The 24989-nt window shown below is 65.8% G+C and carries 23 protein-coding genes; 11 read left to right on the top strand and 12 right to left on the bottom strand.

The annotated features are described in order from the left end of the window. Positions 1 to 15 precede the first annotated feature (15 nt). Positions 16 to 957 (top strand): L-threonylcarbamoyladenylate synthase, encoded by a 942-nt coding sequence (locus OZN62_RS09700; protein WP_269099433.1) that lies wholly within the window; start codon positions 16 to 18, stop codon positions 955 to 957. Here the strand turns inward: OZN62_RS09700 and OZN62_RS09705 are convergent. The 7 genes from OZN62_RS09705 to OZN62_RS09735 all read right to left on the bottom strand — a co-directional run bounded on the left by OZN62_RS09705 (position 954) and on the right by OZN62_RS09735 (position 7198). Then, a complete protein-coding gene (locus tag OZN62_RS09705; RefSeq protein ID WP_269099434.1) occupies positions 954 to 1226 on the bottom strand; it encodes a hypothetical protein in 273 nt (90 codons plus the stop codon). The two genes, OZN62_RS09700 and OZN62_RS09705, sit on opposite strands and share 4 nt — an antisense overlap. A gap of 140 nt (positions 1227 to 1366) precedes the next feature. Beyond that, the gene (locus OZN62_RS09710; protein WP_269099436.1) at positions 1367 to 2149 is read right to left on the bottom strand and encodes a head GIN domain-containing protein; all 783 of its coding nucleotides are present in this window, start codon (positions 2147 to 2149) and stop codon (positions 1367 to 1369) included. A gap of 176 nt (positions 2150 to 2325) precedes the next feature. Next, positions 2326 to 2859, bottom strand: a complete 534-nt coding sequence (locus OZN62_RS09715) for a CarD family transcriptional regulator (protein WP_269099437.1) — start codon at positions 2857 to 2859, stop codon at positions 2326 to 2328. 223 nt (positions 2860 to 3082) lie between these two features. After that, positions 3083 to 3907 (bottom strand): YihY/virulence factor BrkB family protein, encoded by an 825-nt coding sequence (locus OZN62_RS09720; protein WP_269099439.1) that lies wholly within the window; start codon positions 3905 to 3907, stop codon positions 3083 to 3085. 20 nt (positions 3908 to 3927) lie between these two features. Next, entirely contained in the window at positions 3928 to 4266 is a 339-nt protein-coding gene (gene fdxA, locus OZN62_RS09725; RefSeq protein WP_269099440.1) for a ferredoxin FdxA, read from the bottom strand. After that, the gene (locus OZN62_RS09730; protein ID WP_269099442.1) at positions 4263 to 4586 is read right to left on the bottom strand and encodes a S4 domain-containing protein; all 324 of its coding nucleotides are present in this window, start codon (positions 4584 to 4586) and stop codon (positions 4263 to 4265) included. The genes fdxA and OZN62_RS09730 overlap by 4 nt, the downstream gene beginning before the upstream one ends. Next, a complete protein-coding gene (locus OZN62_RS09735; protein ID WP_442864371.1) occupies positions 4586 to 7198 on the bottom strand; it encodes a helicase-related protein in 2613 nt (870 codons plus the stop codon). Before OZN62_RS09735 ends, OZN62_RS09730 begins: the two co-directional genes overlap by 1 nt. 195 nt (positions 7199 to 7393) lie before the next feature. Here OZN62_RS09735 and OZN62_RS09740 point away from each other — a divergent pair, with 195 nt between their 5' ends. The 6 genes from OZN62_RS09740 to OZN62_RS09765 are packed head-to-tail and all read left to right on the top strand — an operon-like array spanning position 7394 to position 13645. Then, positions 7394 to 9010, top strand: coding sequence for a M23 family metallopeptidase (locus OZN62_RS09740; protein WP_330848737.1), 1617 nt, complete (start codon positions 7394 to 7396; stop codon positions 9008 to 9010). A gap of 49 nt (positions 9011 to 9059) precedes the next feature. Then, a complete protein-coding gene (gene hemB / locus OZN62_RS09745) occupies positions 9060 to 10055 on the top strand; it encodes a porphobilinogen synthase (RefSeq protein WP_269099443.1) in 996 nt (331 codons plus the stop codon). After that, positions 10048 to 10626 (top strand): GNAT family N-acetyltransferase, encoded by a 579-nt coding sequence (locus OZN62_RS09750; protein ID WP_269099445.1) that lies wholly within the window; start codon positions 10048 to 10050, stop codon positions 10624 to 10626. Before hemB ends, OZN62_RS09750 begins: the two co-directional genes overlap by 8 nt. Continuing rightward, positions 10619 to 12814: a fused MFS/spermidine synthase gene (locus OZN62_RS09755; RefSeq protein WP_269099447.1), complete on the top strand. Its 2196-nt coding sequence runs from the start codon at positions 10619 to 10621 to the stop codon at positions 12812 to 12814. Before OZN62_RS09750 ends, OZN62_RS09755 begins: the two co-directional genes overlap by 8 nt. Then, a complete protein-coding gene (locus OZN62_RS09760) occupies positions 12811 to 13386 on the top strand; it encodes a gamma carbonic anhydrase family protein (RefSeq protein WP_269099448.1) in 576 nt (191 codons plus the stop codon). The genes OZN62_RS09755 and OZN62_RS09760 overlap by 4 nt, the downstream gene beginning before the upstream one ends. After that, complete coding sequence (locus OZN62_RS09765) at positions 13367 to 13645, top strand: DUF167 domain-containing protein (protein ID WP_269099449.1); 279 nt, start codon at positions 13367 to 13369, stop codon at positions 13643 to 13645. Before OZN62_RS09760 ends, OZN62_RS09765 begins: the two co-directional genes overlap by 20 nt. On the opposite strand, the gene OZN62_RS09770 is transcribed toward OZN62_RS09765, so the two are convergent. From OZN62_RS09770 to OZN62_RS09790, 5 genes are all read right to left on the bottom strand, one after another. Continuing rightward, positions 13642 to 15237, bottom strand: coding sequence for a cisplatin damage response ATP-dependent DNA ligase (locus OZN62_RS09770; protein WP_269099451.1), 1596 nt, complete (start codon positions 15235 to 15237; stop codon positions 13642 to 13644). The genes OZN62_RS09765 and OZN62_RS09770 overlap by 4 nt on opposite strands. Positions 15238 to 15239: 2 nt before the next feature. Beyond that, complete coding sequence (locus OZN62_RS09775) at positions 15240 to 16244, bottom strand: ligase-associated DNA damage response exonuclease (protein WP_269099452.1); 1005 nt, start codon at positions 16242 to 16244, stop codon at positions 15240 to 15242. Positions 16245 to 16297: 53 nt separating this feature from the next. Further along, positions 16298 to 17908, bottom strand: coding sequence for a M1 family metallopeptidase (locus OZN62_RS09780; protein WP_269099453.1), 1611 nt, complete (start codon positions 17906 to 17908; stop codon positions 16298 to 16300). Between the two features lie 116 nt (positions 17909 to 18024). After that, the gene (clpA, locus tag OZN62_RS09785; protein ID WP_269099454.1) at positions 18025 to 20424 is read right to left on the bottom strand and encodes an ATP-dependent Clp protease ATP-binding subunit ClpA; all 2400 of its coding nucleotides are present in this window, start codon (positions 20422 to 20424) and stop codon (positions 18025 to 18027) included. Between the two features lie 182 nt (positions 20425 to 20606). Continuing rightward, on the bottom strand, positions 20607 to 20813 hold the full coding sequence (locus tag OZN62_RS09790; protein ID WP_269099455.1) for a DUF1192 domain-containing protein: 207 nt from the start codon (positions 20811 to 20813) through the stop codon (positions 20607 to 20609). A 94-nt stretch (positions 20814 to 20907) separates the two neighbouring features. Between OZN62_RS09790 and OZN62_RS09795 the strand changes: the two genes are divergently transcribed. The 4 genes from OZN62_RS09795 to OZN62_RS09810 all read left to right on the top strand — a co-directional run bounded on the left by OZN62_RS09795 (position 20908) and on the right by OZN62_RS09810 (position 24881). After that, entirely contained in the window at positions 20908 to 21921 is a 1014-nt protein-coding gene (locus OZN62_RS09795) for an NAD(P)H-quinone oxidoreductase (RefSeq protein WP_442864372.1), read from the top strand. After that, on the top strand, positions 21921 to 22799 hold the full coding sequence (locus OZN62_RS09800) for a hypothetical protein (RefSeq protein ID WP_269099456.1): 879 nt from the start codon (positions 21921 to 21923) through the stop codon (positions 22797 to 22799). The genes OZN62_RS09795 and OZN62_RS09800 overlap by 1 nt, the downstream gene beginning before the upstream one ends. A 113-nt stretch (positions 22800 to 22912) precedes the next feature. Further along, positions 22913 to 23815 carry a UDP-2,3-diacylglucosamine diphosphatase gene (locus tag OZN62_RS09805; RefSeq protein ID WP_269099457.1) on the top strand — a complete coding sequence of 301 codons (903 nt, stop codon included), beginning with the start codon at positions 22913 to 22915 and terminating at the stop codon, positions 23813 to 23815. A 22-nt stretch (positions 23816 to 23837) separates the two neighbouring features. Beyond that, positions 23838 to 24881 carry a glycosyltransferase family 4 protein gene (locus tag OZN62_RS09810; protein WP_269099458.1) on the top strand — a complete coding sequence of 348 codons (1044 nt, stop codon included), beginning with the start codon at positions 23838 to 23840 and terminating at the stop codon, positions 24879 to 24881. The last annotated feature ends 108 nt before the right edge of the window (positions 24882 to 24989 follow it).

Here is a 24989-nt window from a genome sequence, read left to right on the forward strand (position 1 = left end):
CTATAGGCGGGCGTGATGAGCGACAAGCAGCGCCTTCTTCCGTCCGACGCCACCGGCATTGCCGCTGCGGCCGCGATCCTGCGCGAAGGCGGCCTCGTCGCGATCCCGACCGAGACGGTTTACGGCCTCGCCGCGAGGGCTGACCGGGCCGAAGCGGTGGCGAACATCTACCGCACCAAGGGGCGACCCGATTTCAACCCGCTGATCGTGCATGTCGCTTCGCTCGAGATGGCGCGACAGCTGGCGGTGTTCGATCCGCGGGCGGAACAACTGGCTGTGCGGTACTGGCCGGGACCGCTCACGCTGGTGCTGCCCTTGCGCGAAGGTGCACCGATAGCCGCTGCGGTAACCGCCGGTCTGCCTACGATTGCCTTGCGCCAGCCCGGCCATCCCGTGGCGGCTGCATTGCTGGCAGAGCTGAACCTGCCGCTGGCGGCTCCGTCCGCCAATCGCAGCTATGGCGTAAGCCCTACGCGGCCGGAACACGTGCTCGCTTCTTTCGGAGAGGCCGCGCCACCCGTGCTGGACGGCGGTGCCTGCGAGGCGGGTCTGGAATCCACCATCGTCGCCCTGCGCCCCGATGGCAGCTGGGCGCTGCTGCGACCGGGACCGATTGCGCAGGAAGAACTGACCGAGCATCTCGGCCCGCCCGAAAAGTTGCGCGGCACGACTATCGAGGCGCCGGGACAGCTCGAAAAGCACTATTCGCCGGGCAAGCCGGTTCGTCTGCATCGTGCGCAGCCGGAGGACGGCGATTTCATGATCGGTTTCGGCGAAGTCGGCGGTGATGTGAATCTGTCGCCCACGGGCGACCTCGCCGAAGCGGCCTCGCAGCTCTACGCAGCGCTGCACGCGGCCGCGCAGTCGGATTGCCCGGCGATTTCGGTGGCACCCGTGCCGCAAGAGGGCATGGGCCGCGCCATCAACGACCGGCTGCGGCGCGCTGCGGCTTCCTAGCCTTCCGGTTCGGCCGGGATGCTCGGCGCCAGCTCGTCCATCTCGCGGCGGATGATCACGGCCTCGCGGCAGGCCCTGTCGTCGCCATCGTAGCAATCGACCGAGGCCTCGTCGTAGTCGCGCTGCAATTCACCCATCCGCTCTTCCCGGCGACGGATCTCGCGACCGCGCTCGCGGTCGGCCTCGTCCTGGCTGGTGGTGGCCCAGTCCACCCCTTGCGAGGCGACGCGAACGGGCGCAGTGGCCACGTCGACCAGCGTCTTGGCCACGCAGGCGCTAAGCGCTAGCGCGACGAGCGGAATGAAAAGCAGGTGTTTTCCGAACATTACGGGCCCATGAGACGGGGGAGACTCCCGCACCATGGACCCGTAATCGTGACCTGGCAATGAAGCTGACGGCTGGAAGCCGATCAGGCGTCTTCGGTCTCGGTAGCTTCCTCGTCGCCCTCGACCGTGCCGTTCTCGCAGACCAGCGTGCCCGATCCCATGGAGTTGACCTCGCACGAGGCGGCACCGCTGACGCGGACCGTGCCCGAACCCATGATATTGGCTTCGACGCGGCCGTCCGAAGCGAAGGCGGCATCGCCTGAACCGGCGATATTCACCTCGCCGTTACCGACGCTGAGGTCAGCCATGTCGGCGCTGCCGCTGCCCATCACGTTCAGTTCCAGCGAGTTGGTGCTGCCCGATGCGGCGACCGAGCCGCTGCCGGCGATCATCACTTCGAGGTCCGTCGCGGCCAGGCCGTTTGCGGTAATCGAGCCCGAGCCGGCGATGACGATCTCGGCATTGTCGCTCATGGCATCGGTGGTGATCGAGCCCGAACCGGCCATGACCAGCGAATTGGGCGGCGGCATGGTGACATTCACCGTGGCGCGGTCGCGATCGCGCCAGTCGCCATCCTCGCGGGAAATGCCCAGCGTGCCTTCTTCGAGAACGAAGCGCATGCGATCTTTGGCCTCGTCGGAGCCTTCGACCTCGATGTTGAATTCCTCGCCGGTGGTGATCACCACGTTGTCCGGCGCGGCCAGCGCGACGGTTTCCGGCGGATCGCCGCTCATGTCTAGCTCGGCGAGCGGAACACCCTCATTCTCGCCGAATCTGACATCGACGTCGCCGCAGCCCGAAAGGCCGGCGGCGGCTACCATGGCGACCACGGGCACTACCTTGCCCAGAATCTTGCCCAAACGCATTCCCACTTCTCCTGTCTTGCGTATTAATACGGCAATACACCCTTGAAGAGTTGAACGCAAAGGCGTTTGTCGATGTATGGCAGCGATTGGCAGAGCGCAAAAGCAAGGGGCCGCTCGCATCTTGCGAACGGCCCCTCGATATTGCTTCAGGCGCTGTGGGTGCCTTTAGGTACCGCTCAAGCGTCCTCGGTGTTCTCGTAATACTGCGGAGCATGCTCCTTCAGCACGTCGAGGATCTTGGTGAGCGCGGTCGGCTCGTCGGTCTTCTCCATCGCCGCCAGTTCGCGGGCGAGACGGCTGGAAGCCGCTTCGAAGATCTGCCGTTCGGAATAGCTCTGTTCCGGCTGGTCTTCCGGGCGGAACAGGTCGCGCGTCACTTCGGCGATCGAAACCAGGTCGCCCGAGTTGATCTTCGCCTCGTATTCCTGTGCGCGGCGGCTCCACATGGTGCGCTTGACCTTGGGCTTGCCCTTCAGCGTTTCCATGGCTTCCTTCAGCGTCTTGTCGCTGGAAAGCTTGCGCATGCCGATGCTCTCGACCTTGTTGGTCGGGACGCGCAGGGTCATGCGTTCCTTTTCGAAACGGAGCACGTAGAGCTCCAGCTGCATCCCGGCGATTTCTTCGTTCTGCAGCTCGATAACACGGCCAACGCCGTGCTTGGGGTAAACAACGTAATCACCGACTTCAAAGGCGGGCGCATTAGCAGCCATGTATTTCCCTTTCTTCAGCGGTCCTACAGTGAAAAGGCCCCTTCCGCCGCATGACTAACGCAGCGCATCCGGGTGCCGATGCTGTTGCTAAAAGCTAGGACCTGCCTTCCTATTTGCCTGCCCGAACTCCAAGGGAGCGCAGCAGTTGCGGCAAGTATATAACACAAGTGCGACATAATTGCGAGTCATTGGTGATTCGCAGACAAGTGCTTGAGTCGATGAACTAATGCCGCCTGTTTGCGGCCGCAATTTCGGCTCCGAACAACAGTGCATAGGCGGCCAGGTAAAGCCAGGTCAGCAATACGACCACGGCGCCGAGAGCGCCGTAAGTAGCGTTGTAATCGCCGAAATTCGCGACGTAGATGCCGAACACCGCGGTCAGCAATACGATGCCAACCCCGGCACATGCCGCACCAGGCCAAAGCTGGCGCAAATCAACGGCGACCCCCTTCGGCGCACGGCGATAGAGCAAGGCAGCGCCCATCGCCGCAGCGAGAGCCAGGATGAGGTAAGGCAGCACCTGGCCCAGCATACCGAGCGCCCCGGAATCCCCAAGGGCAGCCGTTGCGCCAATGGCGACCGCGACGAGGCCGGCACCGGCCAGCGCGCCCAGCAGGATGACGAGCGCCAACAGGTTGGCGCGCAGCAAGCCACGTTGCTCGGGTGCGGCAAAGGCGAGCGATACGGCTTTCACCAGCGTCAGGGCGCTGCTGCGGGCACCGAACAGCGCCAGCGCCAGGGCGATCAGCAGGCCCAGGCCCTTCCGTTCGCCCGAAGTGGCGACCATGTCCTGCAACTGTCCGCCGATCAGCTCTGCGGCGGCGGGTGGCAAGGCATTCGCCATCGCCTCGATATGGCGCGCGACCATCTCCGGGTCCGCTACCAGGCCATAGGTGAGCACCACTGCGGTAAGCAGCGGCACCATGGACAGGAAGGCGTAATAGGCGACGCCCGCCGCGAGGATGGGAACGTTGTTCCTGCCCGCTGCGGCCCAGGCGCGCTTGACCGTGTCGAAGAAACCCATGCCTTGCCAACGCGGCAGACGCATGAAGGTTCACTCCTGCAGGATCAGTCGCCTTCGCCGGGCTCTTCGGAGAAGTACTTCTCGAACTTGCCCTCTTCGCCCTTGTGATCGTCGGCGTCGGCGGGCGGTTCCTTCTTCTCGGTGATGTTCGGCCACTCGGCGGAGAACTTGGTGTTCAGCTCCAGCCACTTTTCCAGGCCGCCCTCGGTATCGGGCAGGATGGCCTCTGCCGGGCATTCGGGTTCGCACACGCCGCAGTCGATGCATTCCGACGGGTTGATGACGAGCATGTTCTCGCCCTCGTAGAAGCAGTCGACCGGACAGACCTCGACGCAGTCGGTATATTTGCATTTGATGCAGGCGTCGGTGACGACATAGGTCATGGTAGCGATGGTCCTTCCTGTTCGCTCGCGGTCGGGCGCGATTGCGCCCCTGCTATGGCGATAGTGCGCGATGCGTCAAGCACCCGATAGTGCGATTGTGCCTCGGCTGCGGGTCCGCGGCGCTCCGGCAGGCTGTCGACGGCAATCACTTGCACGCCCTTGCCGATGGGCAGGGTCAATACGTCGCCGCTGTCGACCGCATGGGCGGCGGAAGTGACGCGCAGCCCATTGCAGCGGATATGGCCCTCGGCGATCCAGCGCTGGGCCACGGCGCGGCTTTTCGAAAACCGCAGTCGCACCAGCAGCAGATCGAGCCGCATCAGCCCTTCTTGAGCAGGTCGGCAAGGCCGGCGAAGGCATTACCGCCGTCTCCGGCAGGTTGCTGGGGTGGCGGACGTTTGCCCTTGTGCTGCGGCTTGCCATGGCGAGCGCCGGGCTTGCCGCGTGGCGGACCGGAGCGGTTGCCGCGAGCATGGTCCTTGCGCGGGGCGCGCCAGGTCCACGGCACGGGACGCGGCGGGCCGAAGGCGCCTTCGGGCAGTTCGAACGGCTGGCCAGGGCGGAAGCCGGCATCCTTCATCAGGCTGCGGAAGCTCTCGGGCAGCAAGCCCATGCTCGTGGCGAGCGCGGAATCGACCGAAAAGCCACGCACGTCCTTGCTTTGCGGGGCCTTGGCGCGCTGTTCGTGCGCGGCGCGAAACAGCTTTTCCGCCATGTCGATGCGGATCGCCTGCTTGCCGGCGTGGCGGTAGCCGGCGGGCAGCTGCTTGCCGCCTTCGATCACGGCTTCCATCCCCTCGCGCACGGGGCGGCGATCGAGGCCGAGCTGGCGCAGCAGCTTGCGTGGTGCGGGCTTGAGCAAGGCCGGCACGAATACGTCAAGGGAGCCGATGGTTACGCCAAGCCGACGCAGGAACGGACGCTTTTCCTTGGGCACATGGGCAAGGCCGGCATCCTCGCGCCGGGTGGTGCCATTGCGGTCGGCTAGGGTCAGCAGCAGGGCGCGCACTTCGGTGCCCGCTTCGGGGTCGGTGGCGGCGTCTTCCAGCGCGCGCAGGGGGGCGATCGGGGCCAGCTGGCCTTCCAGCCAATGCTCCAGCGCCTCTGCCAGCCGGTTGCGGTGCGCGGGGTCGAGCTGGCCCAGCTCCTTCGCCATCACCAGCCGCGGGCGGCTGGGGCTCTTGCCCTTTTCCAGCGTGGCGACGAGCTGGTCGCCGCGCAGCACCTGGCCGCGCTCGATCCGCAGGTCGCCCAGTTCATCGGCCACCAGTTGCTGCGCCTTGGCCGCCAGCAGGCTGGCCATGTGCTTTTCCGCAGCGGCAAGCATCAGCTTGCGCTCTTCGGAGGTGGCATCGGCGTCCACCACGAAACGGAATCCCTCGAGATGGCCGATCGGCTGGTCTTCCACCGTCACCTTGCCATCGTCTTCCAGCTTTACCCGCAAGAGGCCTGCATCCTTTCCCATTCCCTTCATCAATACCGAAGTTCGCCGATTGACGAAACGTTCGGTCAGCTTCTGGTGCAGCGCGTCGGAGAGCTTGGCCTCCGCCGCGCGCGCCCTGGCGGCCATTTCATCGCGCGCCAAGACCCAATCGGGCCGCTGGCAGATGTAGGCCCAGCTGCGGATCGCCGCGAGCCGGCCCTGCAGCGTGTCGATATCGCCCGAAGTGTTACCAAGCTCCGAAATCCGCGCCGCGACATAGTCCGCGCCGATATGCCCCTGGCGTAGGTCGCTCCACAGCCGGGCGACGAAACGGGCGTGGGCATCGGCGCCCTGCTGGCGGAAGTCCGGCAACTGGCAGGCTTCCCAGAACCGCCGCACCTGGCCGGGACTGTCGACACTGGCGGCAATGGCATGCTGCTCGGCCAGCCGCTTCAGCACGGCGAGGTCGATGGCTTCGGGCGCCGGTGCCAGCCCTTCCTCGCGCGGACGGCTCTCGAGATCACCGATCAGCCGGTCCAGCGTGTCGAAACGCGGATCGGGTTCGCGCCAGAACAGCTTGGTGATGGGGGCGAACTTGTGGTTCTCGATGGCGTAGATCTCGTCCTCGGTCAGCTCCAGCGGGGCGCCGCGACGATTGCCGGACAGCGTGCCGAAAGTGCCATCGGTCTGGTGCCGCCCGGCGCGCCCGGCGATCTGCGCCATTTCCGCCGGGGTCAGGCGGCGCTGGCGCACACCGTCGAACTTGGAGAGTGCGGCGAAGGCGACGTGGTGCACGTCGAGGTTGAGCCCCATGCCGATCGCATCGGTCGCGACGATGTAATCAACCTCACCGGACTGGAACAATTCGACCTGTCGATTTCGCGTATCCGGTGAAAGCGCCCCCATCACTACGGCACAGCCGCCGCGAAAGCGTCGCAGCAGTTCCGCCACCTGGTAGACCTGCTCCACCGAGAAGGCGACCACGGCCGAGCGCGGCGGCAGGCGCGAAAGCTTGGCGCTGCCCGCGCAGCTGAGCGTGGAAAAGCGCGGCCGCTCCTCGATCTGCGCGCCGGGCAGCAGCTGGCGCACCATCGGTTCCAGCGTGGCAGAGCCAAGCAGCATGGTCTCCTCGCGACCCCGGGCATTGAGCAGCCGGTCGGTGAAGATGTGCCCGCGCTCGCGGTCGGCGGCGAGCTGAGCCTCGTCCAGCGCGACGAAGGCCTTGCTGCCCCCGTCGCCCTGACCGTTTCTGGGCATGGCTTCGGCGGTGCACAGGTAATAGCGCGCCGTGTCCGGCTCGATCCGCTCTTCCCCGGTGATCAGTGCGCATTGCGCCTCGCCCTTGATGCGGCAGACCTTGTCATAGACCTCGCGCGCCAGCAGCCGCAGCGGGAAGCCGATAGCTCCGCTGGAATGGCCGCACATCCGCTCGATCGCGAGGTGCGTCTTGCCGGTGTTGGTAGGGCCGAGGACCGCGCGGATTCGGCTGTCTGAGCGGGGTGAATTCACAATGCCTAGCACATGGCGGCTCGGCCGCTCCGGCGCAACCGGACTCGATTCGACGCTCCACGGACTCGACTCGTCGGCGTTAGCGCGAAATTTACTTTATTGCGGCACTGTTTCGGACAATTACACGGACTCGGAGACGGGTCGCGCCGCTTCCGACGGGAAGGCGTGTGTTGCGCGGCCGCAAGGAGGGCGCGTTTGTTCAAGGATCGCGACAGCGAAGATGCAGCGATGAACGGCGGGGATTACCCGACCGTCGATCTCGCGCATTCGCAGGTCGTCGACGATGGCCCCGCCGCCCCCGCCAAGCGCCTGCGCCGCGCAAAGAGCCTCGCCGCCAGCTATGGCAGCTGGCGCTCCGGCTTCTCCGAGAGGATCTCCGACATCGACCTCGCCCCCGACCTCGCCAGGGACATCGGCTCGAAGCGCTGGCTGCGCGGGGTGGCGACGCTGGTCGGCCTCTCGGCCGTGGCACTGGCTGGTATGCCGGGTTTCTCCGCGGTCGAGGCAGCCCCCGCCATGCGCATCGATGACCGGGTACGCGACGAATTCCGCAGCCAGATGATCATGCCGCTGGCATTGGGCGCCGACAGCGGCCGTCGCATGGGCGCGACCGATATCGTGGTTCCGCTTGCCGCCGCGCCGGAGCGCCCGCGTCTCGATCTGGTGGCTACGCTGACGCAGGGTGACGGTTTCGATCGCATGCTGCGCCGAGCGGGTGTGAGCCAGGACGAAGCGCAGCTGATCGCCGCGCTGGTGGGCGAAGCGATCCCGCTGGAAGACGTCGCCTCGGGCACGCAGGTAGACATCACGCTTGGCCGCCGCGCCGCACCCAATGCGCCGCGTCCGGTCGATGCCCTGTCCTTCCGCGCACGGTTCGACCTGCAACTGGCCGTCGAGCGCCGCGATGGAAAACTTGTGCTCGATCCGCGCCCGATCGTGGTCGACACCACCCCGCTGCGCATTCGCGGCCGGGTTGGCGACAGCCTCTACCGCTCAGCCCGCGCCGCCGGTGCGCCGCCCAGCGCTATTCAGCAGTACTTGCGCACCATCGGCACCGAAATCGACGTGAACCGCGAAATCGGCGCGAACGACGAATTCGACATGATCGTCGACTATCGCCGCGCCGCCACCGGCGAAGTGGAGGTGGGCGACCTGCTCTATGCCGCGATTATCCGTGACGAGCGTCCGCGCAAGCAGCTGATGCGCTTCGGCCGCGAAGGCCTGTTCTACGATGCTTCCGGCGAAGGCGTTGCGCGCGAGGGGCTGGTTGCCCCGGTGCCGGGCCGTATCACCTCGCGTTACGGCATGCGTCGTCACCCGATCCTGGGATACCGCCGGATGCACTCCGGCCTCGATTTCCGCGCCGGCCACGGCACGCCGATCTATGCCGCCACCGATGGCACGGTGAACTTCGCCGGCCGCAACGGCGGCTATGGCAATTTCGTGCGCATCCGCCACTCCGGCGGCCTGGCGACGGGTTACGCGCACATGAGCCGCATCGCCGTGCGCAATGGTGAGCAGGTGCGTCGCGGCCAGGTGATCGGTTACGTCGGCTCCACCGGCCTCTCCACCGGTCCGCACCTGCACTACGAAATGTATCGCAATGGCCAGAAGATCGATCCGGCCAGCGTTCGCTTCGTCACCCGCGCCCAGCTGAGCCGTTCCGAAATGGCCAATTTCCGCGAGCAGCTGGTGCGCTTGCAGATGGTCGAGCCCGGCGCGGCCCTGTCCGACCTGCCGCCCGATCCCTCGCAAGCCGAGGAGCCAGTGCGCGAAATCGACCGCATCGAGAATCGCCAGAGGGTCAGCTAGGCCCCAAGCCGATTGCCCGCCTGCAGCTTTTCCGGCAGGAGATGCGCGCATGACCCGCAGCTATCCCAACACCCGCCTTCGCCGCACCCGCGCCCACGGCTGGAGCCGCGCCATGCACCGGGAAACGGTGCTGACGCCAGCCGACCTCATCTGGCCGCTGTTCGTGACCGACGGACAGGGCGTGGAAGACCCGGTGGCGAGCCTGCCCGGCGTATCCCGCTGGTCGGTCGAACTCATTGCCGCGCGGGCGAAGGAAGCAGTGGCGCTGGGCATCCCCTGCATCGCGCTGTTTCCGAACACGCCGGCAAACCTGCGGTCGGACAAGGGGGACGAGGCGCTCAATCCGGATAACCTGATGTGCCGCGCCATCCGCGCCGTGCGCGATGCCTGCGGCAACGACGTGGGCATCCTCACCGATGTCGCGCTCGATCCCTACACCAGCCACGGACAGGACGGGCTGGTCGACGAAGCCGGCTACGTCGTCAACGACGATACGGTGGCGGTACTGGTCGACCAGGCGCTGAACCAGGCCGAGGCGGGCGCCGACATCATCGCCCCGTCGGACATGATGGACGGCCGCATCAAGGCGATCCGCATGGCGCTGGAAATGGGCGGCCACCACAATGTCCAGATCATGAGCTACGCGGCCAAGTACGCCTCCGCCTTCTACGGCCCGTTCCGCGATGCCGTGGGATCGGGGGGCTTGCTGAAAGGCGACAAGAAAACCTACCAGATGGACCCCGCCAACGGCGACGAGGCCCTGGCCGAGGTCGAACTGGACCTGGCCGAAGGCGCCGACAGCGTGATGGTGAAGCCGGGCCTCGCCTATCTCGACATCATCTGGCGGGTGAAGCAGGCTTTCAACGTGCCCGTCTTCGCTTACCAGGTGAGCGGCGAATATGCGCTGATCGAGGCCGGCGCCGCAGCTGGCGCAGGCGATCGCGACGCCCTGCTGATGGAGAAGCTGCTGTCGTTCAAGCGCGCTGGCTGCTCCGGCGTGCTGACCTATCACGCGCCCGTCGCCGCGCGCCTTCTCAATGGCTGAATTCCGCTACGAGACCGATCGCCTGATCCTGCGCGACTGGCGCGAGGAGGATTGGCCGAATTTCTGGCGGCTCACCAATACGCCGACGGTCATGCGCTGGCTGGGTGGAGTGGCGGACGCAGATGCTCGCACCGACCAGCGCGGGCGGATCGAGACCTACCAGCGCCTGCATGGCCACACCTTCTGGGTCGTCGAACACAAGGCCGACGGATCGGCGCTGGGCGGCGAGATGCTCGGATGCTGCGGTCTCAAGCGCGCAAATGCCGAAGGATCGCCGGTATTCGGCATGATGGAAGCCGGCTGGCGCCTGCGCGAGGATGCCTGGGGCAAGGGTTTCGCCAAGGAAGCCGCCGGCGCGGCGCTCGATATCGCCTTCGGCCAATTCGCGGCGGACGAGACCATCGCGTTGACCATGTCGCCCAACCGGGCAAGCTGGGGCCTGATGCTCGCGCTGGGCATGCAGCGGCGAGAAGAACTGGACTATCACGATCCCTACTGGGGTCCGGAACTCAATCCAACGATCGTTCACTCCATTGGCAGGCAAGACTGGCTAGACCGCCGCAATGGTTGACTCCGCCGCACCGTCTTCTCGTCGCTGGCTGTTCACGGCGGCGATCTTCTTCGGCAGTTTCCTGCTTTTTCTGGTCCAGCCGATGGTGGCGCGCATGGCGCTGCCGCAGCTGGGCGGCGCGCCGAACGTCTGGAACAGCGCCATGCTGGTCTACCAGGCGCTGCTGCTGGCGGGCTATGCCTATGCCCATGCCATCGGGCGCTTTTCGCTTCGGCAGCAAGGTGCGATCCACATGGTGGTGCTGGGCCTGGCCGCGCTGACCCTGCCTATTGCGCTCGCGCCGGTCATGGGTCGCGGCACAGGGCTGGAGGTGATCTACGTCCCGTGGCTGTTCCTGCTGACTGTCGGCCCGGCCTTCTTCGCCGTTTCCGCGCAGGCGCCGCTTATCCAGCGCTGGTTCGCGGCGCACCCGGAGGCGGGCAACCCATACCCGCTCTATGCCGCCTCCAACCTCGGCAGCTTCGGTGGCCTGCTGGCATATCCGCTGCTGGCCGAGCCGCTGTTCCCGCTGGGCGAGCAAAGCCGTATCTGGGCCTTCGGCTACCTGGCCATGGCGCTGCTGGTGGGTCTCGCCATTCTGAGCCGTCGTGACGTCACCGCTGCCGCTGATACCGATAAGGCGGAGGAGCAAGTCGACTGGAAGCGCAAGCTGCAGTGGATCCTGCTGCCGGCAGTGCCCTCGGGCCTGATGCTCTCGACCACCAGCTTCCTCACCACCGATATCATGGCGATCCCGCTGCTGTGGGTGATTCCGCTCGGCCTCTACCTGCTCAGCTATTCGATCGCTTTTGCCGAGAACCGCGCGATGGCGGGCGTGTTCCTCTTCCTGGCGCCGCTGGTGCTGCTGGTGGACGGCGGGATCGCGGTCTTCGCGGCAGGCCGGGCCGACCTGCTCGCGGCCGTGGCCAGCATCATCCTGCTGCTGGTGGTCGCCACGGCCCTGCACGCGCGGCTGTACGACCTTCGCCCTGCCGCCTCGCGGCTGTCGCAGTTCTACCTCTACATTTCCGCCGGCGGCGTGCTGGGCGGGGTGTTCACCGCGCTGATCGCCCCCGTCCTGTTCGATTGGACCTGGGAACACCCGCTGCTCATCCTCGCCGCCGCCGCGCTGCTGCCGCTGGGCATGTGGCGGGGCCTGCTAGGGCGGCTGACGCGCAATCCGCAGACCGCCATGGTGATCCTGCTGGTGGGCGTCTTCGTGGTCTTCAACCTCGCCATGATCCTCTACACCCGCACGCAGGACCAGGTGGCGCTCGGCTGGGTCGACTGGCTCGGCCTTGCCGCCCTGCTCTGCGTGGCGATGGTGCTGGCCGCGCGGCGCTGGTCCTACCTCGCCACCTGCCTTTCGGTGCTGATCGCCTTTGGCGGCCTCACCCATTTCACCTCCAGCCTCGGGGGCGAGCGCGAGCGCAGCTATTTCGGCATCTACTCGATCACCGACAGTGGCGATGGCGACAGGATCCTGATGCACGGCACCACGATTCACGGCATCCAGCGCGCGGGCACCGATGCTGACGAGCCTACCGCCTATTACGGCCGCAGCTCCGGCGTCGGGCTGGCGCTGGCCAATGCGGAGGCAATCGTCGGGCCACAGGCACGCGTGGGCGTTGTCGGCCTCGGCGTGGGTACGCTCTCCTGCTACCGGCAGGAGGGACAGGACTGGACCTTCTTCGAGATTGATCCGGTGGTGCAGCAGTTCTCCGAACGCGGCGACTTCACTTTCCTAGCCGACTGCGCGCCCGATGCGACGATCCGCATCGGCGATGCCCGGCTGGACCTTGCCGACGCTGCTCCGGGCAGCTTCGATGTGCTCGTGATCGACGCCTTCTCTTCGGATGCCATCCCGCTGCACCTGCTGACGGTGGAGGCCTTGGCAATCTACGAGCGCGCACTGGCGCCGGGCGGCCTGCTGCTGATGCATACCTCGAACCGCTATGTCGACCTCGAGCCGGTCATTGCCCGGCTGGCGGAGACACGCGGCCTGAATGCGATGCTGCTGCAGGATGAACCGCCGCGCCGCAACGACCTCTATTCCTCGACCTGGATCGCCCTGGCGCCCGAGCGCGCGCCGCTGGATGCCTTGTCGCAGACTGCCGACTGGCGCCTTTTGCGCGACCCCGAAGGCGCAGTATGGACCGACGACTACGCATCGGTCCTGCCCTATTTCGTGTGGGAGAATTTCCTGTGAGTGCCGACAGCCGCTTTCCCGGAGCCACCATCCTGCCCTTCGAGGGCAAGGTGCCGCAAATCCACGAGAGTGCTTTTGTCGCACCGGGTGCCCGGATCATCGGCGATGTCACCATCGGTCCGGAAGCGAGCATCTGGTACAACTGCGTGTTGCGCGGCGACATTCACAAGATCGTCGTCGGCGCGCGCAGCAACGTGCAGGATGGCAGTGTCTTCCACGTCGAAGGCCCGCGGCCCGATACCGACGGCGAACCCACCATAATCGGCGATGACTGCGTGATCGGCCACATGGCCGTGGTGCATGGCTGCCAACTGGAGAACCGCGCCTTCGTGGGCATGGGGGCCGTCGCCATGGACGGCGCGCGCATTGCCGAGGGCGGCATGCTGGGGGCGGGCGCGCTGCTCAGTCCCGGCAAGCAGATCGGACCGGGCGAAATCTGGATCGGCCGTCCGGCGAAGTACTATCGCACACAGGACGAGGCGCAAATCGCCAAGATCAGGTTCCAGACCGAGCGCTACTGCAAGCTGGCGCAGCGACACCTTGCGCAGATTCATGGCGCGTCCGAAAATTGATCTCCCTGCACCTGAGGCACTGCTCGCCGTGACCGATGCGGAGGGTCGGCTGGCGGTACGCGTCACTCCGGGTGCCCGCAGCGAAGCGCTGGCCATCGAACAGGGCAAGGTGCTGGTGAAGGTGCGGGCGAAACCTCAGGACGGTGCGGCCAATACGGCAGTCATCGCCTTGCTTGCCAAGGCGCTTGGGTGCGCTCCGTCGAGCATCGAATTGTTGCGCGGCGCAACTTCGCGCGAGAAGCTTTTTCGGGTGGATTAGTCGCGAATCAACGCCCGCAGCGCCTCGATCCGGTCCGCCTCGTGCGGCGGCTTGTCCCAGCGGATGCGGTGGATGCGCGGGAAACGCATGGCGAGGCCGGACTTGTGGCGCTTGCTCTCATGCACGGAATCGAAGGCGACCTCGAACACCAGCGACTTGTCGGTCTCGCGCACCGGGCCGAAGCGGTTGAGGGTCTTCTGCCGTACGTGGCGGTCAAGCTTCTTCAGCTCCTCGTCGGTGAAGCCGGAATAGGCCTTGCCCACCGGCAGCAGGTCCGCGCCCTCGTCCGGGTCGCCGTCCCAGCAGCCGAAGGTGTAGTCGGAATAGAAGCTCGATCGCTTGCCGCTGCCGCGCTGGGCATACATCAGCACGCAGTCGACCAGCAGCGGATCGCGCTTCCACTTGTACCACAGGCCGGTCTTGCGACCGGGCGCATAGAGGCTGTCGCGCCGCTTGAGCATCAGCCCCTCGATGGCATCGTCGCGCGCACCTTCGCGGATCTGCGCGAGGTGTTCGAAGTCGCGCGCCTTGACCAGCTGGCTGAGGTCGAAATGCGATTCCGGCAGGCGCGGCATCAGCTGCTCAAGCCGTTCCCGGCGCGCGGACCACGGCAGGTCGCGCAGGTCTTCGCCGTCCAGCATCAGCACGTCGTAGAGCCGCACGAAGGCCGGGCTTTCGGTCAGCATCTTCTTGCTGACGGTCTTGCGGCCCAATCGCTGTTGCAGGGCGTTGAAGCTGGCCGCACCGCCTTCCTTGCCGCCCTGGTGCGTCCCGCGGACGAGCAGTTCGCCGTCGAGCACTGCGGGCAGTTCCAACGCGCCAACCAGTTCGGGGAAGGTGGCGGAAATGTCGTCGCCCGAGCGCGAGTAGACGCGTGTCTCGCCCGCGACATGGACCAGTTGCACGCGGATGCCGTCCCACTTCCACTCTGCGGCATAGTCGGCGAGGTCGACCACCGTGTCTTCCAGTGGGTGCGCCAGCATGAAGGGGCGGAACAGCGGCAGGTTGGCCGTGTCGGGCGGGTCCGCGCCATCGGCGGCCCAGGCGAACAGCTCGGCATAGGGCGGCTCGAGCGCGTGCCAGTACTCCTCCACCTCGTCGACCGGCACATCGAAGGCCTGCCCGAAGGCGACCTTGGCAAGGCGCGAGGACACGCCGACGCGCATCCCGCCCGTCGCCAGTTTGAACAGCGCATAGCGACCCGAGGAATCGAGCCGGTCGAGCAGTCCTGGCAGTTCGCTCATGACACTGGCGCGAGTCATCTTTGCCAGCGAATCAGCCGCTTCGCTGACGGTCGGCGGCGGCGTGACGTCACCTTGCGGCTCGGGCCAGAGGAAGCTGGCGGTTTCCGCCGTGTCGCCCACGAAATCGCGGCTGAGCGACCATAACACGGGATCGACGCGCTCCTTCAGCAGGTTGCGGATTGTCGATGATTTGACGGCGGGGAAATCCAGCCCGTCGGTCAGCGCGGCCAGCGCCCAGCCGCGATCCGGATCGGGCGTGCCGCGCAGGTATTCCGCGATCAGCCGCAGCTTCTCGTTGCGGCTGCGCGTGTAGACCAGCGCGTCGACCAGGGCGGCGAAGTCCTCCATCCCTAGTCGTCCTCGTCCTCGTAGCCGACCAGCGCCAGCGCACGGGCGCGCCGCTGGTGCAGCTGGTGCCAGCGCAGCAGTGCTTCCTCGCGGCCGTGGGTGATCCAGGTTTCCTGCGGGTCGACCTCCTCGATGGTGCGGGTGAGTTCGCCCCAGTCGGCATGGTCGGAGATCACCAGCGGCAGCTCGACATTCCGCTGCCGGGCGCGCTGTCGTACGCGCATCCAGCCGCTGGCCATGGCGGTGATGGGGTCGGGCAGGCGGCGGCTCCAGCGATCGTTGAGCGCCGCGGGCGGGCAGACGACCAGGTGGCCGTGGATGTCGTCCTTCTCATGGTCCGAGACCAGCCGCAATTCACCGAGGTCGACGCCGAACTCCTGATACAGGCGGCACATCTTCTCCATCGCACCGTGCAGGTAGATCGGCTGGGCGTGCCCGGCGGCGCGCAATTCGGCGATCACGCGCTGTGCCTTGCCCAGCGCATAGGCGCCCACGAGCACGCAGCGATCCGGGTGCGCCTCCAGCCGACCAAGCAGCTTGGCCATCTCCTCCTCGATCGGAGGGTGGGTGAACAGCGGCAGGCCGAAGGTCGCCTCGGTGATGAAGATGTCGCAGGGCGTGACCTCGAAAGGCGGGCAGGTCGGGTCGGCGCGGCGCTTGTAGTCGCCGGTGATCACCACCCGCTCTCCGGCATGCTCCAGCAGGATCTGTGCGCTGCCCAGCACATGGCCGGCGGGGATGTAAGTGGCATCGACGCCGCCGGGCAGGCGGATCGTCTCGCCATATTCCACCGGGCTTGCGCCTTCGCGGGTGTTGTAGCGCAGTTCCATGATCGCCAGCGTTTCCGGCGTGGCGATCGTCTTGCCGTGGCCGCCGCGCGCATGGTCGGCATGGCCGTGCGTCACCATCGCGGTATCGACCGCTTTCGACGGGTCGATCCACATATCGGCAGGCACCACGTGCACGCCATGCGGCTCGGGGCGAATCCAGGAAAAAGGGGCGGCCATCGCAGTTAAAAAGTTGCGCCGCGCAAGTTTCGTTCCCTAGCTGGACCTTGGGCCTATTCGTTACGCCGCTGCCAGGTTTCGACTGCCTCATCATGTCGCAGGATGCGATTCGCCGGGTCGGGCAGCACATGGGCATCAGGGTGCGGCAGGGACACGGTGGCGGCTCCACCATCCATGTCGACGCGCTGGACCTCGCCGTCGATCGACACCTCTACCGGCATGGCAAAGGCATGGTCCGACGGGGTTTCCCATGCCAGCAGGAGGCTGTTGCCCTCGCGCTGCATGTCCAGGCGCGGCAGTGGTGCCTGGTAGAAGTAGGCGTCGAAGAACCAGGCAAGGTCCTGTCCGCTCATTTCCTCCAGTATGGCGCGAAAATCTTCCGTGGTGCGGTTCACCGGCCGGATTTCGCCGGGCTGCGGATCGTCGGTGCCATAAGTGAGGCGGGTGACGGCGGGGAACAGCACGTCGTCGCCGACCAGCCAGCGCAGCGTATGCATGATCCACGCGCCCTTGAAGTAGATATCGTCGCCCCATTTCGCCTGCTGGTCATTGTAGTCGGGCAGTTGTCCTTCTGGCGGCACCAGCGGTACCCGGCTCCACACGCGCAGGCGATTGTCCCACATCTCCGCGTCGTAGAACATCTCGCCGCGCGCCCAGCCAAGGTAGAGCGGCTGCGTCCAGGTGGTGATCCCCTCGTGCAGCCACATGTGGTTGATGTTCTCGTGCGTCAGCTGGTTGGCGAACCACTCGTGCGCGAATTCATGCTGCAGCAGCCAGTCGTGACCGTAGGCTTCCGGCCGGAAGCCGTTGCCATAGGCATTGATCGTCTGGTGCTCCATGCCGAGGTGCGGCGTCTCGACGACGCCGGCCTTCTCGTCACCGAAGGGGTAGGGGCCGAAGACCTGTTCCATGAAGGTAATCTGGTCGGCCATTTCGCCCAGCAGGCGCTCGGCACCTTCGGCGTGACCGGGAAGATGCCAGAAGACCAGCGGAATATCGTTGCCGTAACGGCTCGCATAGTTGCGCTGCGCGACTTCGTAGGGGCCGATCTGGAGCGCAACGCCATAGTTGCTGGGATCGCGCGCGCGCCAGTGAAAGGTGGTCGTGCCGTCACCGCGTTCTGTGCCAATTTGGCGACCGTTGCCAGCCACGACTAACCCTTCCGGCACTGTCACGACGAGGTCGATCGTGCCGAGCCGGTGCGAGGAATGGTCGATGCAGGGCCAGAACAGGTCGCAACCTTCACCCTGCAAGGCTGTGGCGATCCACGGCTGCCCGTCCTCGGTCTCCGCCCAGACGAAGCCGCCCTGCCACGGGGCATTGAGCGCCACGTGCGGCTGGCCGTCGTAGAAGACACGGACGGCCAGGGATTCGCCGGCGCTGGCCGGGCGGGGCAGGTCGATCGTCAGCAGGCCGTCCGGGTTCCGCCAGGCGTCGTCGGCCAGTGCCTCGCCTTCGACATAGATGCCGTGGATGCGGAAGCGCGGATCGAGGTCGAAGGCCAGTTCGGCCACATCGTTCCGCAGCTCAACGCGATAATGGCCGTCGCCGGTGATCCGCTGCTCTTCCGGATCGACCACGATGGACAGCGAGACGTGCTCCAGTTGCATCGCCGTCCGCGCGCCTTCCAGCGGCAGGTCGGTCTGCGCGGTGCGCTCGGCCAAGGGAGGCGCGTCCTGCGCCCAAACGGGAACGGCGAGGGCACATACCCCCGCCGCTGCCAGTGTCAGGAATGTGTTCGACTGCATGGCGCGAGCCTAGCCCGCGCCGCGCCTGTCGCCTAGTCCTCCGACTTGTCGTCGCCCTTGTCCTCGGCCGTGGTCGAGGTGTCGGGCTTCTTCGGCGCCGCCTTCTTGGCAGCAGGCTTCTTCTTCGCCGCAGGCTTGCGCTTGGCCTTGGACTTGGGTGGTGCCGGGGTCAGTTCGAAGGCGAGGGCATCGTCCTTCACGCTGACATGCACCTCGCCGCCGCTGGCAAGCTTGCCGAACAGCAACTCCTCGGCGAGCGGCTGCTTGACCTTTTCCTGGATCAGGCGAGCCATCGGGCGGGCGCCCATCAGCTTGTCGTAGCCGCGCTTGGCCAGCCAGTCGCGGGCGTCGCCGTCGAACTGGATGTGCACGTTCTGCTCGCCCAGCTGCAGTTCCAGCTGCAGGATGAACTTGTCGACCACGCGGCTGACGGTTTCCTTGCCGAGGTAGGCGAAGGGCACCACGGCATCGAGGCGGTTGCGGAATTCGGGGGTGAACATCTTTTTCACCGCCTCTTCCGAAGCCTCGGTCTTCTGGCCTGCGCCGAAGCCGATCGACTGCTTCGCCGCGTCGGACGCGCCGGCGTTGGTCGTCATGATCAGCACGACATTGCGGAAGTCCACCGTCTTGCCGTGATGGTCGGTCAGCTGGCCGTTATCCATCACCTGCAGCAGGATGTTGAACAGGTCCGGGTGCGCCTTTTCGATCTCGTCGAGGAGCAGCACGCAGTGCGGGTGCTGGTCGATGGCATCGGTCAGCAGGCCGCCCTGGTCGTAACCGACATAGCCGGGAGGCGCGCCGATCAGGCGGGAGACGCTGTGGCGCTCCATGTATTCGGACATGTCGAAACGCTTCAGCTCGATGCCCATGATGGAGGCGAGCTGGCGTGCCACCTCGGTCTTGCCGACGCCGGTGGGGCCGGAGAAGAGGAACGAGCCGATCGGCTTGTCCGCTTCGCGCAGGCCGGCACGGCTCAGCTTCATGGCGGTCGACAGACGTTCGATCGCCTCGTCCTGGCCATAGACCACGCGCTTCAGGTCCTTCTCGAGATTGCCCAGCGCCTTCTTGTCGTCCTTGCTGACCGACTTCGGCGGGATGCGCGCCATCGTCGCTACGACCTTCTCGATTTCCTTGGCGGTAATCGTCTTGCGGCGGCGGCTGGGCGGTACCAGCATCTGCATGGCGCCGACCTCGTCGATCACGTCGATCGCCTTGTCGGGCAGCTTGCGGTCGTTGATGTAGCGCGCGCTCATCTCCACTGCGGTCTTGATCGCGTCGGGCGTGTACTTGACCTTGTGGTGCTCCTCGAAGGCGCTGCGCAGCCCCTTGAGGATCTTGATCGTGTCTTCCACCGTCGGCTCGTTCACGTCGATCTTCTGGAACCGGCGCAGCAGGGCACGGTCCTTCTCGAAGTGGTTGCGGAACTCCTTGTAGGTGGTCGAGCCGATGCAACGGATCGCCCCGCTCGACAGTGCCGGCTTGAGCAGGTTGGAGGCGTCCATCGCCCCGCCGCTGGTTGCGCCGGCACCGATGACTGTGTGGATTTCATCAATGAAAAGAATGGCTTCGGGCATCTTTTCGAGTTCGTTGACGACCTGCTTCAGGCGTTCCTCGAAATCGCCGCGATAGCGCGTGCCGGCCAGCAGCGCCCCCATGTCGAGCGCATAGATGACCGCGTCTTCCAGCACTTCGGGCACGTCGCCTTCGACGATCTTGCGCGCCAGGCCCTCGGCGATGGCCGTCTTGCCGACGCCCGGATCGCCCACGTAGAGCGGGTTGTTCTTCGACCGGCGGCAGAGGATCTGCACCGTGCGGTCCACTTCCGGACCACGGCCGATCAGCGGGTCGATCCGCCCGTCCAGCGCCTTCTGGTTCAGGTTCACGCAGAACTGGTCGAGCGCGGAATCCTTCTTGTTCTTGTCTGCCTTTTCCTCGCCCTTGGTCTGGGCTTCTTCCTCCGCGCCGGAGGGCGTGCGGCTTTCCAGCTGCTTGCCGCCCTTGCCGATGCCGTGGCTGATGAAGCTGACCGCGTCGAGGCGGCTCATATCCTGCTGTTGCAGGAAATAGACGGCGTAGCTGTCCCGCTCCGAAAACAGCGCGACCAGCACGTTGGCGCCGGTCACCATGTCCTTCCCGGAAGACTGGACGTGCAGGATGGCGCGCTGGATCACCCGCTGGAACCCGGCGGTGGGCTGCGGATCGGCGTCCTCGTCGCTCTTCAGCGACTGGTATTCCTGGTCAAGATACTGGCGCACCACGGTGCCCAGTTCTTCCATGTCGACCCCGCAGGCATTCATCACCTCGCCCGCGTCGGGATCGTCCACCAGCGCCAGTAACAGGTGTTCGAGCGTCGCATATTCGTGCGTCCGGTCGATCGCGTGCTGGATCGCGGTGTGGAGGGTCTTTTCGAGGTTTTGCGCGAAACTTGGCATGTATGTCCTTGGCTGGCCTCAGGCCATGGCGGGATGTGTCAACGAATGTGCGCAGGGCAGAGTGAATATCGGCCTAACGCGGGGGGTGAACGCCAGGCCGGAGCGACCTGCCGAATGCTTGGTACAATATATGGTGCGCGGCAGCGCGATTGCGAGGGGTCCAACGGGCCGTAGGCGGCCCATCAGTCCGCCTCCCTGGGCTTGAACAGCGCATCGGCCAGCTTGCGGTGGTCCGCCGCCTTGGCGTGATGCGCCTTCACCCGCGCGATTTCCACTTCCAGCAGCTGTACGCGTTCGAGCAATTCGTCCTGCGAATAGGCATCAAGGCTTTCGCCAGCCAGCTGGCTGGCAGCATCGGAACGGCTCCGCGGAAGGTCGCCTTCGTCCATTGCAGTGCAACATCGGCACAGCGGCGCTTGCTGTCAATGGCACTGGCCCTTAGGGCTGTGCATCCGCGTGGACAGACGAGACAGGGGGGACCGGGTGGCCGATACATTGCCGAGCACGATGACCGTGGTTGCGATCAGCGAGCCTGGCGGGCCCGAGGTCCTGCAAGCGACCAGGCGCGACGTGCCACGGCCCGGCCAGGGCGAGGTGCTGGTGCGCGTCAGCCATGCCGGGGTGAACCGACCAGACTGCCTGCAGCGCGCCGGGCTCTATCCGCCCCCGCCGGGTGCCTCCGACCTGCCCGGTCTGGAAATTTCCGGAGAGATCGTGGCGCTCGGCGAAGGCGTCGATGCCGCCGAACTGGGCAAGCTGGTCTGCGCGCTGGTGAACGGCGGTGGCTATGCCGAATACTGCATCGCGCGCCCCGAACACTGCCTGCCGGTGCCCGAAGGCCTGTCCATGGCAGAAGCGGCAGCCATGCCGGAGACCTTCTTCACCGTCTGGCACAATGTCTTCCAGCGCGGCTACGCCCGCGACGGGGAGACGATCCTGATCCACGGCGGTACCAGCGGCATCGGCACGACCGCGATCATGCTGGCCAAGCTGTTCGGCCTGCGCGTGATCGCCACCTGCGGCTCCGACGCAAAATGCGCCGCGGCGATCAAGGTGGGGGCGGACCTCGCCATCAACTACAAGGCACAGGACTTCGTCGAGGAGGTGCGCAGCTTCACCGACGGCCAAGGCGCCAACCTGATCCTTGACGTCGTCGCGGGCAACTACACCCAGCGCAACCTCGACGCGCTGGCGCCGGATGGCCGGCTGGTGGTGATTGCCACGCTCGGCGGCGCCATGTCGGAAGTGAATGTGGCCAAGATGATGGTGAAGCGGCAGACCATCACCGGCTCCACGCTGCGCCCGCGCACCAACACCTTCAAGGGTCTGCTGGCGGACGAGCTGTTCCGCGAAGTCTGGCCCATGGTCGAGAGCGGGGAGCTGCGCCCCGTGATGGATGAAACCTACCCGCTGGCACAGGCCGCCAAGGCCCATGCCCGCATGGAAGCGGGAGAGCACGTCGGCAAGATCGTGCTCGCCGTTGCCGGAGACGATTGATGACCCGCGAAGACCTTTATGCCCACGCCGATGCCTTCCTCGCTGCCCTTGCCATCCGCGACGCGGTCAGTCTGCCCTGGGCGGAAGATCCCGTGTTCACCGAGAACAACGTCCAGCTCGCCATCGGTGACGGCATCTGGAACACCATCGACAAGGTGGAGCCCGGCTATGACCTGAAGACGGCGGACCCCGCCACCGGCCAGGTCGGCTGGATCGGCCATGTCGTCGAAGGGCCGGACACTTCGGTCATGTGCCTGCGCCTCGCCATTGCCGATGGCCGCATTGCCGAGGCCGAGATCATCGTCTGCCGCCCGCACGAACTGGGGCCGTTCCCACAGATCGACCTCGACCGCCGCCCGCGCGCGATCATGCTGGCCGACGTGCCCGAAGGCCAGCGCAGCAGCCGCGAGGAGATGATCCGCCTGGCCGACGGCTATTTCGAGACGCTCGAGCTGAACGACGGCACGCTGCACACCGAGTTCACCGACGATTGCGACCGCATCGAGAACGGGTTGCAGACGACCAACACCCATATCGATGGCTATCCCATCGCGGCGATGGGCACGGCGGACCAGTTCCGGCTGGGCCAGTACAAGTACGACGATCGCCTGCGCGACCGTCGCTTCCCGCTGGTGGACGAGGACAAGGGCATCGTCATGGCCGCCGGCTTCATCGACCATTCGGGCAGCCTGACCGACATCACCTGGACCGACGGCAGCAAGCACAAGTCGATCTTCCACTACCCCCACAGCTTCGTGCTGCTGGAACTGTTCAAGATCGTCGGCGGCAAGATCGCCGCGGTGGAGGCGGTGTTCGTCACCGTGCCCTACAACATGGTCTCGCCCTGGGTTGCGCCGCAACCTTATGTCGTGCGCTGACTCGAAAGCGTAACACTGTCGTCGAACTGCCGCGGGACTGATGTTCGCCTGTAACAAACAGGACTCATAGAATCGCAGCCAAACACGCAGCAACACGAGGCTTGTTCGCGCACATGTTTGGCACCTATCTCGACCGCGACCTGGGCAATGGCGAGAATGTCTCTGCCTTCCCCGATTTCGACAGGCACGAACCAAGCGTGCCGGAGCGCGTCCCGGAGCAGCGGCGCAAGTTCCGTACGATCTGGATTTCCGACATCCACCTCGGCACCAAGGGGTGCAATGCCGAGCTGTTGATCGACTTCCTCGACAGCGTCGACAGTGAGACCATGTACCTGGTCGGCGACATCGTCGACGGCTGGCGGCTGAAGAAGAAGTTCTACTGGCCCGACGCGCATAACGACATCGTCTGGCGCATCCTGAAACGGGCCAAGCGCGGCACGCGGATCGTCTATATCCCCGGCAACCACGACGAGATGTTCCGCCAGTTCACCGGCATGCATTTCGGCGGCATCGAGATTCGCCGCGCGGCCTTCCACGATACCGCCGACGGTCGCCGGCTGATGGTGTTGCACGGCGACGAGTTCGACGCGGTCATGCTCTCCCACCGCTGGCTCGCCTTCGTCGGTGACTCGCTTTATCACTTCATGATGCGGCTGAACCAGTGGGTGAATAGCCTGCGCAAGGCCTTCGGCCTGTCCTACTGGTCGCTCTCGAAGATGGCCAAGCACAAGGTAAAGAACGCGGTCGAGTTCATCGGCAAGTACGAGGAGGTGGTGGCCCGCGCCGCTGCCGAACGCGGCGTGGACGGTGTGGTCTGCGGCCACATCCACACTGCCGAACACCGCATGTTCGACAATATCGAATACTGGAACGATGGCGACTGGGTGGAGGGCTGCAATGCCCTGGTCGAACATGCCGACGGCCGGATGGAGATCCTCAACTGGCCCGAGGAAATGGCCAAGCGCGAGGAGCGGGAGCGGCAGCAGGCAGAGCATGCCGTTGCCGCTGCCGCCTGAGGCCGAAGCTGGGGTCACGCCAATGCGGATCGCCCTCGTCACCGATGCCTGGCACCCGCAAGTGAACGGAGTGGTGCGCACGCTGGATACGATAGTCGCGGAACTACGCAGTCGCGGGCACGAGGTGGAAGTCACCTCTCCCGACCTTTATCGCTCGTTTCCCGCACCGTCCTATCCGGAAATCCGCCTGGCACTTGCAGGCACGCGCGCCATAGCAAGGCGGCTCGACCGCTTCCAGCCCGACACCATCCATATCGCCACAGAGGGTCCGCTCGGCTGGGCAGCGCGGCGTTACTGCCTGCGCCGGAAATTGCCCTTCACCACGGCGTACCACACGCAATTTCCCGACTACGTTGCCCGCCGCACCGGGCTTCCGGCGCAATGGATCTGGCCCTTCATCCGCCGCTTCCATGCCCCGGCGACCCGCACCATGGTGGCGACGGAGACGATCCGTGCGCAGCTACGCGAACAGGGCATTGGCCCGCTGCATCACTGGAGCCGCGGGGTTGAGGTCGAGACCTTTCATCCTGACCACCCGCCGCCGGACCTGTTCTTCACCTTGCCGCGCCCGATCCAGCTCTATGTCGGGCGCGTGGCGGTGGAGAAGAATATCGAGGCTTTCCTTGGCAATGGCCATCCCGGCTCCAAGGTGGTGGTGGGCGATGGTCCGGCGCTGGACAAGCTGCAGGCACGGTTTCCGGAGGCGCACATCCTCGGGCGGCGCACCGGCGATGCCCTGGCCGCCTGCTACGCCGGGGCTGACGTCTTCGTCTTCCCCAGCAAGACCGACACCTTCGGCCTGGTGATGATCGAGGCGCTGGCCTGCGGCACCCCCGTGGCGGCCTATCCGGTGCCTGGCCCGCTGGACGTACTGGAGCCGGCCAGCGGCGCCATGGCCGAGCGGCTGGAAGATGCCATCGCCGCCGCCCTGCGACTCGACCGCACTACCTGCCATCGCATCGGCCGCGCCTTCAGCTGGTCTGCCAGCGCCGACCAGTTCGCCGCCGGCCTTGCCCCGATAGCCCGCGAATCCGCCACCATCGGCCTTTCCGGCGCCCACGCCTGAGGCCCGCCAGCGCCAAAAGCTTGCCGTTCGCCACCAAAGCCTCTACATCAGGCTCCACATAACGGCCGTCCCGCGAGGGGCGGCCCTTTTATTTCCAGTCGGAGAAAT

It is taken from the genome of Aurantiacibacter sp. MUD11 (genome assembly GCF_026967575.1).
Lineage (GTDB): Bacteria > Pseudomonadota > Alphaproteobacteria > Sphingomonadales > Sphingomonadaceae > Alteraurantiacibacter.